Source organism: Kiloniella antarctica (genome assembly GCF_042682825.1).
Classification (GTDB): domain Bacteria; phylum Pseudomonadota; class Alphaproteobacteria; order Kiloniellales; family Kiloniellaceae; genus Kiloniella; species Kiloniella antarctica.
Map to the genome: position 1 here is coordinate 79,407 of NZ_JBHUII010000003.1, position 11,389 is coordinate 90,795.

9 protein-coding genes and 1 pseudogene are annotated in these 11,389 nt (G+C 47.5%); 6 read left to right on the plus strand and 4 right to left on the minus strand.

Annotation, left to right across the window (positions count from 1 at the left end):
* Window positions 1–38: 38 nt before the first annotated feature.
* Window positions 39–944 (minus strand): LysR family transcriptional regulator, encoded by a 906-nt coding sequence (locus ACFSKO_RS06445; RefSeq protein WP_380249655.1) that lies wholly within the window; start codon window positions 942–944, stop codon window positions 39–41.
* Between the two features lie 220 nt (window positions 945–1,164).
* On the opposite strand from ACFSKO_RS06445, the gene ACFSKO_RS06450 reads away from it, so the two are divergent.
* From ACFSKO_RS06450 to ACFSKO_RS06470, 5 genes and pseudogenes are all read left to right on the plus strand, one after another.
* Entirely contained in the window at window positions 1,165–2,664 is a 1,500-nt protein-coding gene (locus tag ACFSKO_RS06450) for a CoA-acylating methylmalonate-semialdehyde dehydrogenase (RefSeq protein ID WP_380249657.1), read from the plus strand.
* 91 nt (window positions 2,665–2,755) lie between these two features.
* Complete coding sequence (locus ACFSKO_RS06455) at window positions 2,756–3,907, plus strand: isobutyryl-CoA dehydrogenase (RefSeq protein ID WP_380249856.1); 1,152 nt, start codon at window positions 2,756–2,758, stop codon at window positions 3,905–3,907.
* On the plus strand, window positions 3,904–4,989 hold the full coding sequence (locus ACFSKO_RS06460; RefSeq protein ID WP_380249659.1) for an enoyl-CoA hydratase/isomerase family protein: 1,086 nt from the start codon (window positions 3,904–3,906) through the stop codon (window positions 4,987–4,989). The genes ACFSKO_RS06455 and ACFSKO_RS06460 overlap by 4 nt, the downstream gene beginning before the upstream one ends.
* Window positions 4,990–5,011: 22 nt before the next feature.
* Window positions 5,012–5,914, plus strand: a pseudogene (mmsB, locus tag ACFSKO_RS06465) (3-hydroxyisobutyrate dehydrogenase); the annotation flags it as partial.
* 67 nt (window positions 5,915–5,981) lie between these two features.
* Entirely contained in the window at window positions 5,982–7,598 is a 1,617-nt protein-coding gene (locus tag ACFSKO_RS06470) for an acyl-CoA synthetase (RefSeq protein WP_380249661.1), read from the plus strand.
* Between the two features lie 47 nt (window positions 7,599–7,645).
* Here ACFSKO_RS06470 and ACFSKO_RS06475 read toward each other — a convergent pair whose 3' ends face one another.
* Complete coding sequence (locus ACFSKO_RS06475) at window positions 7,646–8,203, minus strand: hypothetical protein (RefSeq protein WP_380249663.1); 558 nt, start codon at window positions 8,201–8,203, stop codon at window positions 7,646–7,648.
* A 195-nt stretch (window positions 8,204–8,398) separates the two neighbouring features.
* Window positions 8,399–8,887, minus strand: a complete 489-nt coding sequence (locus ACFSKO_RS06480) for an Lrp/AsnC family transcriptional regulator (protein ID WP_380249665.1) — start codon at window positions 8,885–8,887, stop codon at window positions 8,399–8,401.
* Between the two features lie 388 nt (window positions 8,888–9,275).
* Here ACFSKO_RS06480 and ACFSKO_RS06485 point away from each other — a divergent pair, with 388 nt between their 5' ends.
* Window positions 9,276–10,361: a Glu/Leu/Phe/Val family dehydrogenase gene (locus tag ACFSKO_RS06485; protein ID WP_380249667.1), complete on the plus strand. Its 1,086-nt coding sequence runs from the start codon at window positions 9,276–9,278 to the stop codon at window positions 10,359–10,361.
* Window positions 10,362–10,428: 67 nt separating this feature from the next.
* Here ACFSKO_RS06485 and ACFSKO_RS06490 read toward each other — a convergent pair whose 3' ends face one another.
* On the minus strand, window positions 10,429–11,382 hold the full coding sequence (locus tag ACFSKO_RS06490) for a dimethyl sulfoxide reductase anchor subunit family protein (RefSeq protein WP_380249669.1): 954 nt from the start codon (window positions 11,380–11,382) through the stop codon (window positions 10,429–10,431).
* Window positions 11,383–11,389 lie beyond the last annotated feature (7 nt).

Genomic DNA, 11,389 nt, shown 5'->3' on the forward strand with positions numbered 1-11,389 from the left:
ATGAAGGCTCCAATCGTTAGGTTGGAGCCTTCAGTTTGCTAGGTGTCAGGTAAAAATAGTTTTCGTGCAGCGGTCACCTGTTCGACAATAAAATCTACGGTTGCTCTTATGCGTGCAAATCCTTGTAAATCAGCGTGATAAATTAACCAAAAGGTCCGCATGATTTTTACATCATCTCGTAAGATAGGTACCAGATTGGGTTGTTGATCAGCCATAAAGCAGGGGAGAATACAAACTCCGGCACCTGTGGAGGTGGCCTGCATTTGAGCAATAAGGTTCGTGCTGCGAAGCTGTGGCCGTAATTCTTTGCCAAGTTGGGGAACGTAATTCAGCTCTGGAGAGAAAATCAGATCTTCGATATAGCCAACCATTCTGTGTCCTTGAAGCTGGTCTTTATTTGTGATCTGCCCACGGCGTTCAAGGTATTCAGGGGAAGCGTAAAGTCCTAATCTGTAGTCCGTAAGCTTGCGCGATCTCAAGCGCCCTTCTGTTGGACGGCTCAGGCCGATGGCAATGTCAGCTTCACGTTTGGAGAGGCTGAACATTCGAGGCATGGCAACAAGATCTATTTCAAGGCCTGGATGGGCGCGGCAGAGATCACAAATTCGAGTTGCGAGAAAAGAACTGCCAAAGCCGTCGGGAGCACCAATTCGCACGGCACCTGTTAGATCAAGGTCGGCACCTGCGATCTCATTTTGAACGCCCATTGCCATTGTTTCCATGGACTCAGCAGCGCCGAGTAAACGAAGGCCGATCTCTGTCAGGGCATAGCCTTGGGGGCCACGCTCAAACAAGGTGGCGTTCAACGCCGTTTCCAATGCTTGGATACGACGGCTTACCGTGGTGTGATCTACCTTCAGGCGTTTTGCCGCAATCGTCAGCTTTCCTGTCCGGGCAACGGCGAGGAAAGGGCGGAGGTCGTTCCAGTCAAAAGTCGGGTTCATAATGTATTTTCGCACAATGGTTTGTTGCTATTAGCTATAGCTGTGCAAAAAAAACAATGCAAGTCTATGTTCAGGATCAAAGAGCCAGTTCGGTTGCTCTGGCGATTCTATTTCGCCATTGCGGTTAACAAAACTGTGCTTTCTATAATATATGTCGATGAAAAATCGCTTTCTAGGGCGTTGTTTCAATTCGGCTTCTTACAATGAAGGAAATGCGGATATGGTCGCTGAACTCTATCATCTTATTGGTGGTGAAAAAGTAAAAGGTACTTCTGGTCGTTTTAGTGATGTTTACTGGCCAATGACCGGTGAAGTTGCTGCAAGGGTTCCTTTGGCATCCGAAGCTGAAATGCGGGCTGCTGTTGAAAATGCAAAAGCGGCTCAACCTGCATGGGCGGCGACTAACCCGCAAAAACGCGCCCGTGTCATGCTCAAATTCCTTCATCTCGCACAAGAGAATTATGATGAGTTGGCCGAAATGCTTTCTCGTGAGCACGGTAAAACAATTCCCGATGCCAAAGGCGACATTCAGCGCGGCCTTGAAGTTGTCGAATTTGCCTGTGGTATTCCACATCTTCAAAAGGGTGAGTTCACAGAGGGCGCTGGTCCCGGCATCGACATGTTCTCCATGCGTCAGCCTTTGGGTGTTGTTGCGGGTATCACCCCGTTTAACTTCCCGGCGATGATCCCGATGTGGAAATTTGCGCCAGCAATTGTTTCCGGCAATGCCTTTATTCTGAAACCATCAGAACGCGATCCGTCTTTGCCGCTTCGCCTTGGCGAATTGATGCTCGAAGCTGGTCTTCCTGCGGGTATTCTAAACGTTGTTAATGGTGACAAAGTATCTGTTGATGCGATCCTTGATGATCCAGATATCAAAGCCGTCGGATTTGTTGGCTCTACACCGATTGCGGAATACGTTTATACCCGGGCGACCGCTCAGGGTAAACGCGCGCAGTGCTTTGGTGGTGCGAAAAACCACATGATCATTATGCCGGATGCCGATCTCGATCAGGTTGCGGATGCTTTGATCGGTGCGGGTTATGGTTCTGCTGGGGAACGTTGTATGGCGATTTCTGTTGCCGTACCTGTTGGTGAGGAAACCGCAGACCGCCTTATTGAAAAGCTCAAACCGCGTGTTGAAAGTTTGAGAATTGGTCTTTCAACTGATCCTGATGCTGATTTTGGTCCAATGGTAACCGCTGAAGCCGTAGAGCGCACCAAAGGTTATATCGATATTGGCCTAAAAGAAGGTGCGGACCTTGTCGTTGATGGGCGTGATTTTGTCATGCAGGGTTATGAAGATGGTTTCTACATGGGCGGTTGCTTGTTCGATAACGTCACTGATGACATGCGTATTTACAAAGAAGAGATTTTTGGCCCGGTACTTTGTGTCGTTCGTGCCAAGGATTACGAAGAAGCCCTTCGTCTGCCAAGTGAACATGAATATGGTAATGGTGTTGCGATTTATACCCGCGACGGTGACACGGCTCGTGACTTCATGACCAAGGTTAATGTGGGCATGGTTGGTGTAAACGTGCCAATTCCTGTGCCGCTGGCCTATTACACTTTTGGTGGTTGGAAACGTTCGGGCTTTGGTGATCTGAACCAACATGGTCCAGATGCGATCCGCTTCTACACCAAGACCAAAACAGTAACACAACGCTGGCCTTCCGGTGTTAAAGAAGGTGCAGAGTTCTCAATCCCAACGATGGATTGATACTGAGAATACGGGGTGGTTCCAAATTACTGTTCAAGGTAATCAGGGGATCACCCCGATCCGTTTTCCGGTAACGAGAAGATATAAGCTCATGAGCCAATTTGAACTGAACGAAGAACAACGTGCAATCCAAGAGATGGCCCAGGATTTCGCGCGCGATAAGATCGCTCCCTTTGCGTTGGAATGGGATGAAAAAGAACACTTTCCCGTCGATGTGATGCGTGAAGCGGCGACCCTCGGTATGGGCGGAATTTATGTGAGAGACGACGTGGGCGGAACGGGACTTGGCCGTTTGGATGCCGCGCTGATTTTTGAAGCGCTCTCCACGGGGTGTCCTGCGGTTTCTGCCTTTATCTCCATTCACAATATGGCGTCTTGGATGATTGATCGTTTTGGCACAGAAGAACAGCGCCAAAAATGGCTGCCGTCGATGATGACCATGGATCTAATTGCCAGCTATTGCCTGACCGAACCATCTGCAGGATCAGACGCGGCAGCGCTTAAGACCAAAGCGGTTCGTGATGGCGATGAGTTTGTACTCAACGGTTCTAAGCAGTTTATCTCTGGCGCTGGTACGTCTGACCTTTACTTGGTAATGGCCCGTACAGGTGGTGAGGGCGCTGGAGGTGTTTCATGTTTTTTAGTGCCCAAAGATGCCCGAGGTGTTTCGTTTGGAGCGAATGAGAGAAAAATGGGTTGGAAGGCTCAACCGACTAGAACCGTCATTCTGGAAGATGCTCGTATCCCGGCCGAGAACATGATCGGTGAAGAGGGGCAGGGTTTTAAAATAGCGATGATGGGGCTTGATGGTGGGCGTCTCAATATTGGTGCTTGTTCGCTCGGCGGAGCACAATCTGCTCTTGATAAAGCTGTCACCTACATGGGCGAACGTAAGGCGTTTGGAAAATCACTTGCTCAATTCCAGGGCCTTCAGTTCAAAGTTGCTGATATGGCAACTGAGTTGGAAGCCGCGAGAACACTGCTCTATACAGCAGCGACAAAACTTGATGTTAAAACTCACGACGCAACACGTTGGTGTGCTATGGCAAAACGTTTTGCGACTGATACTGGATTTACGGTGGCGAACGAAGCCCTGCAAATCCATGGCGGCTATGGTTATCTCGCGGATTATGGCATTGAGAAAATTGTTAGGGACCTTAGGGTGCATCAGATCCTTGAGGGAACAAATGAGATTATGCGTCTGATTATTTCACGTGATTTGCTCAAAGGCGGTGCAGCATGACTGAAGAACTGATTGTTCAACAAGAAGGATCTGCGGGACGTATTACTCTAAACCGGCCTAAAGCTTTAAATGCGCTGTCACTGGATATGGTGCATGGTATGTTGGCTGCACTCGAGGCTTGGAAAACGGATGAAACCGTTCGCCTCATCATTGTTGATGGCGCTGGTGAGCGTGGTCTTTGTGCCGGCGGTGATATTCGTGCCTTGTACAAATCAGCACAAGAAGAAGATGGTATTGCTCAGCAATTTTGGGCAGATGAGTATAAACTCAACGCACTGATTGCCAACTATCCCAAACCTTATGTTGCCATTATGGATGGCATCGTGATGGGCGGTGGAGTTGGTGTTTCTGCACATGGAAGCAATCGCATCGTTACCGAACGATCCATGATCGCTATGCCGGAAACCGCAATTGGTTTGTTCCCTGATGTCGGGGGTACCTGGTTGCTTGCTAATGCGCCGGGTGAAATTGGAACGTTCTTAGGTCTGACCGGACACCGGGTTGGGGCGTCAGATGCCATCTATGCGGGGCTTGCGGATATTGAGATTTCAAGTGAGCGTTTACCAGCCCTGATTGATATGTTGGCCGCTGCTGATTATGGCGGCAATGCACACTCTGATGTTGATACAATTTTGCGGAGTTTTACGATTGCCAGCGGGCAAGCAGCTCTTGCGGTACAACGTGGCGAAATTGATAACGTTTTTTCATGTGATCGTGTGGAAGACATTGTAGACGCTGCAAAAAAACTTGGCACAGATTGGGGTGACAAAACTGCTAAAGGTCTTTCTGAACGTGCGCCTCACTCCATGAAGGTCACGCTAGCTGCGATTAGAAAAGCAGCCACACTGAGCGGGATAGAAGAAGATCTTGATATGGAATATCGCCTCGCCTTACGGATGTTTGCGCGGGGTGATTTTTCAGAAGGTGTTCGGGCGGCCGTTATTGATAAAACGGGCGATCCAAAATGGAATCCTGCAACTCTTGAAGGTGTATCTAACGATATGGTGACGAGCTGTTTTGAAAGTCTTGGCGATAAAGAACTCGGTCTGGCTGCTGGTCTGTCTACTGGGATAATCCGTTAAATCCGGTTGTTCCCAAAGGACCGAGAAAAAGAAGGATAAAAAAATGAAAACTGTTGCATTTATAGGCCTCGGCAACATGGGCGGGCCTATGGCCGCGAACCTTGCCAAAGCAAATTACAGTGTTAAAGGCTTTGACCTCTCTGATGATGCCAAGGCGCATGCGAGAGAAAACGGTGTCGAAATTGTCGAGACTGTCGAAGAAGCCGTCGATGTAGCCGACGCTGTCATAACCATGTTGCCCGCAGGGAAACATCTCTTGAGTGTTTACGAGGTAACCCTGAAAACTGCCAAAGCCGGGACACTGTTCATTGATTGCTCCACTGTTGATGTTGATAGTTCTCGCACTGCACACATCGCTGCGGATGAAGCTGGCATGCTGTCGCTTGATGCGCCTGTATCCGGCGGTGTCGGCGGCGCAACAGCAGGTACTTTAACCTTTATGGCTGGTGGCTCAAAAGAAGCTTTCGATAAAGCCCATGAACTGCTGGATGTTATGGGAGGCAAGATTGTTCACTGTGGCGGTAACGGAAATGGACAAGCTGCCAAAATATGTAACAACATGATCCTCGGAATTTCGATGATTGCGTCTTCGGAAGCTTTTAATCTGGCAGAAAAATTGGGCTTGGATAAGCAGGCCCTTTTTGATGTGGCTTCGACGTCTTCTGGTCAGTGCTGGTCGATCAATACCTATTGCCCCGTGCCCGGCCCGGTTCCAACCAGTCCGGCGAACAATGATTACGAGCCGGGGTTTGCTGCAGCCCTGATGCTCAAGGATCTTAAACTCTCACAAGATGCCGCAAAATCCAGTGGGGTTTCCACACCTTTAGGGTCTCATGCGGAAGAACTGTATCAGAGCTTTAATGATGCTGGGGGCAGTGGGACTGATTTTTCTGGTATTATTAAGTTTCTCAAAGGTGAAAAGTAAATTACCATTTGAAATCTAATAACACTTAAGTTTCAGACCTTTGGCATAATTAATTGCGGGGAAAATCATGCTGGACCAAAGGTCGAGTTACGAAGAAGTACAAGAGGCTTTTAATTGGGAAATACCCGCCAACTACAACATTGGTGTAGATGTCTGTGACAAATGGGCAGAGCGCGAGCCAGACAGGCTTGCGCTCTGCTTTATTGATACGGCAGGAAAGGTTTCTGAGTATACCTTTGGCGATTTAAAAGACTATTCCAACAAACTGGCAAATCTACTGGGTTCTGCGGGAATTGTACGAGGGGATCGGGTCGCGATCCTTCTTCCGCAATCCTTGGAGACAGCTTTTTCGCATATCGCCGCTTATAAAATGGGCTGCATCGCTCTTCCGCTCTTCATGCTTTTTGGCGTTGAAGCACTTGAATACCGCTTGTCGAATTCAGGGGCCAAAGTTGTTATCACCAACGCGGACGGTGTGAAAAAAATATCTGAAATTCGCGACCGCTTACCTGACTTGGAACAGGTTTATTGTATTGATGGGCCGATAGAAGGGGCAAACGATCTCCACGGGGAGCTATCAGGACGATCAGAGAACTTTATCCCCGTTCAGACCAAGGCTGATGATCCTGCTGTTATTATCTATACTTCTGGTACCACAGGGCAGCCCAAGGGAGCATTACATGCACACAGAGTGTTGCTTGGACATCTTCCCGGCGTAGAGATATCTCACGACTTCTTTCCCCAACCCGGCGATAAAATCTGGACGCCTGCGGACTGGGCATGGATCGGCGGATTGCTCGATGTGCTGCTTCCAGCCTTGCATCACGGTGTTTGCGTTGTTGCGCGACGCTTTGAAAAGTTCACTGCAGAAGCTGCCTTTCAACTGATCGCAGAACAGGGGATACGCAATGCTTTTATCCCGCCAACAGCTTTAAAGATGATGCGTTCTATCCCCAACCCTGAACAGCGTTGGGACCTTCAGATGCGCTCGATTGCTTCGGGCGGAGAATCTCTTGGAACGGAGCTTCTCGACTGGGGTCGTAAAACCTTTGGTCTGACCATCAATGAATTTTATGGCCAGACAGAATGTAATATGATCGTATCCTCCTGCGCCGAGATTATGGACGCAAGACCGGGGGTGATGGGACGTCCGGTTCCTGGTCATAAGCTTGCGATTGTTAGTGATGCAGGAGAAGTCTTGCCTCAAGGCGAACTTGGTAATATTGCAGTGATGTCACCAGACCCGGTGATGTTTTTGAAATACTGGAATAATCCAGAAGCAACCAAAGCCAAGTTTGCGGGCGAGTGGCTCTTAACCGGGGATACCGGCATTCTGGATGGACAGGGCTGGATACAGTTTGTGGGACGGGATGATGATGTGATCACCTCATCAGGTTATCGAATTGGCCCAGGTGAGATTGAAGATTGTCTTATCGGACATCCCGCTGTGCGAATGGCAGGTGTGGTTGGTAAGCCTGACCCGCAGCGCACCGAAATCGTCAAAGCCTTTATCGTCCTTAATAATGGCCATGAAGGAACAGATGATCTGGCAAAAGAAATTCAAAATTTTGTAAAAAAACAATTGGCAGCCCACGAATACCCTCGCGAAGTGGCTTTTGTTGACGAGTTGCCCATGACCACCACAGGTAAAATTATTCGAAGAGAATTGAGAAGTTTGGGATGAAAAAAGGATGAGGCATTGTCAAAAATAAAACAATGCCTCACATCAGGCTATAACCAAAGAAAACCTTTAAGAGTGTGATTTATCAGTTGTCGATAAAGTTCATCCCTTGCATTGAAATCGGTTGGTTTTGCCCAATCTCTTCCTATCTTTTCCCAATGCTCATCTTTCGGATCCAAGCCCAGAGTTGTTATGAAGTCTTCTTCAGTGACCAGGTACTGGGTTCCATAAGTCAAAAGAAAACCATTGGTTTGATCCCGTACTTCCTTCGCTTCTTCATAAAATACTGACCAGACGTTGGTATAAGCATAGCAACGGGGAGGAGAGAGAAGTTTGCCATAGTCCAGATTGGAACGCCCTACAGGGACAGAAGGCAGTTCTTGTGACTGCAGGATTTTGACAAGATGAGACCAACCGCTAAAACCAAGGGCTTTGGCTATTTGCGAGAGACAGTGTTTACGTTTGGTCTCTGACGGTAGGGTCTCGTCAGAACATGATTTTAGATCGGGGTGTTTTTTGACAAAGTCCAGGCTTGCCTGTTTCCCGGTTGAGACATTGCGGTGCAGGATACGGGCTTTGTGTTTTAGCGCATGAATAATATCAGCCATAGATTTTCTCCTAAATACCGGATCTTTTCCGCTCCATGCGATCCAGAAGAATTCTTTGGGTGATCTTGCATCGTTATCTTGAACAACGTGGCGATAGGGTGTGATGACTTTTGGCGGATAGGCACCCCTATGTACCTTGCGCAGACCATAAAATAAAAAAATCCAGAATACAATCCAGAAAATAATTACACTGATTTAGGTACTTTTTGTCTTTACCAAATCAAGGGGTAACCCGGTGGTGTATTTTACTTGTGAGACTGCAAACCGAGAATGGACTTCTGCTATATTGGGGAGTTGAAGAAGGTGATCGCGTAAAAAGCGCTCATAAGCACGCATATCTGTGGTCACCACGCGTAGGATATAATCCATGCCGCCGCTGACCGTGTAGCATTCTGTAATTTCATCAAAACGAACCACGCGCTTTTCAAAATCTTCTAAACCATGCTGAGCTTGGGTGGATATCTTAACGGTTGTAAAGACGACGATTTCAAGGCCAAGGCTATCGGGGTCTATGATTGCGACCCGTCGTTTGATGATACCTTTTTCTTCAAGCCGTTTAACCCTGCGCCAACAGGGCGCTGCGGAAAGCCCGACGTGTTCTGCGAGGTCTGCGTTGCTGATATCGGAATCCTTTTGCAAAAGCCGGAGGATTTTTTTATCCGTAGTATCGATAGTTATGGGCATAATAATTTCTCAAAAATGAATATACTTAAAATAGAATTGCCATAATAAATGATAAGGTGTGAAAATAGAAAGAATATTCCTCCACGGTTTTGTCACAATGTTTGCAGTCGAAATAAAAACAATAAACGACGGTGGTAAAATTCAGGGAAATCAAGACTTTCTGGGAGAGAACGAGGAACAGCTGTCTCTGGGTAACCGGAAGCGAGCACGGACATATTCGAACGATGAATTTTGCCGCGATCTTACCTTAACCAAGTTGTTTAAATGCACTTTCATCATTTAGTGACAGAAGCGTTGTACAATAAGATTTTTACTGCCCACCGTTTTTGAGCCGTCGTTTTCGAACTTGATATTTAAAGTGATCGTGAACCGATCTGAGGACAAAATAATGGGTGTATTTAATCACGAGGCCTTTGCCGATCACGAGCAAGTTGTTTTCTGTAATGACGAGAAAACAGGCCTTAAAGCGATTATCGCTGTTCATTCTACAGCGCTGGGGCCTGCCGCTGGTGGCTGCCGTATGTGGGCATATAGTGATGATGATCTCGCCCTTTGTGATGCTTTGCGCCTCTCAAAAGGCATGAGCTATAAAAACGCTATGGCCGGATTAAATCTCGGCGGCGGTAAAGCTGTTATCATTGGTGATGCGAAGACTGATAAATCCGAAGATCTCTTTCGGGCCTATGGTCGTTTTGTTGATAGCTTGGGGGGTAAGTATATTACCGCTGAAGATGTTGGTATTTCAGTTTCGGACATGGAAGTTGTCTCCCAGGAAACGTCTCATGTTGCGGGGTTAAACTCTGGACTTGCCGCGAGCGGTGATCCCTCTCCCTTTACCGCTCACGGAACTTTTAATGGTATTAGAGCTGCGGTTAAATATCGGCTAGGTAAAAACGATGTCCGTGGCTTGAAAGTTGCTGTTCAGGGACTTGGGCATGTCGGATGGCACCTTTGTAAAGAGCTACATAATGCAGGCGCGAGCCTTCTGGTCGCTGATATCAATGATGAAGTCGTACAGCACGCAGTACAAGAATTTGGTGCGACGGCCGTACCCTGTGATCAGATTTTATACAGTGATGCGGATGTTGTCGCACCTTGTGCTTTGGGTGCTGTTCTAAATGAGAAAAGCATTCCTTTGCTAAAGGCCTCCGTTGTTGCAGGTGCGGCGAATAACCAACTGGCTCAAGCGTCAGATGGTGACCTACTCCGTTCACAGAATGTTCTTTACGCCCCGGATTATGTCATCAATGCTGGTGGTATTATCAATGTTGCCGCTGAAATTGAAGGTAATTACGATCGCAAGTGGGTCGATAGCAAAGTTGCTGCAATCTATGATGTGCTGATTGATATTTTTGAGCGCGCGGACAAGGAAAATGGATCAACGAGTGACATTGCGGATCTCGTTGCGCAGGAAAAAATTAATAGTGCTGCCAAAATTGGTGTAAAAGGCAAACAAGACCAAATAGTTGCCTGATTAAGTTGTTAAAAAAAATCCCCGAAGCAGAATATCTGTTTCGGGGATTTTTGTTATCTCGTAAACACTATACCGATTGAGCCCCGTAGTAGAGACTGACGGTATGTTTGGCTTCTGCGAAAAAGAGCCAACGCTCTGTGACAATTCCTATTGCACCAAAAAAGATAGAACAAATGACAGCAAGGTTTCCGATGCTAGTGTTTTGGGTTATCCCGGTTAGGGAGATCAAAAATACTGGCAGGATAAAACCTGAGATAAAGGTAATGTTGCGTAGTTTTTTTGCGTGTTTACGGGCGATCTGAAATCCCATTTCCTTCATGAGATAGTTTGCTTCGGTATGGGCGGCTTCTAACAGGCGTACCTTGCCTCTTGAGCCAAGCCCTGTTGCGCTACCAACCGTACTGATACCCTTGGTTTCGCCTATATGATTCCAATAGTAGAATTTTATGATAACCGACACGAAAATAAGGGTGATGGTCATCATGTCGAAGAGGAGCGCGTTCTTGCCCTGCAAGTGTAAAATACCATTTAAAAGCAACGCCCCTGTGGAAAGGGATAAAGCAAGGTAGCATGCTGGAACGAAACGGTTATGCCAAGCGGCGACGGGCTTGAGGCAGGCGTAAATCATTGATGTGCAGTAAACGGTGGCAGAACAAAGCAGGAGTGCCGCTATGCCAATGATCAACAGCAGAGATATTGATGTATTGGGCGCAAATATCCAACAAAGGCCATAAATACCTGTTGGAATAAAAGTGACGATAGCCAAAATGCCCTCTCGGCTAAGCCAAGATGATCTCCACTGGGTTAACGCACGCCAGGCACGTTCTGGTCTGCCGAGATGAAAAGTGGAGGAGAGCAAGCCGATGCTTATCATCAGGAATGCTGTACCAAATCCACTGTAGCCGAGAGTGCTATCACTCGGAAAGACCCCGAACATGTGGCCTGTAATTAATAAAAACAGCAGCCCGTATCCTGCGCCGGAAGCTGTTGTAAACAGGATGACTGATTTAGCCGGATGCATTTTGTAA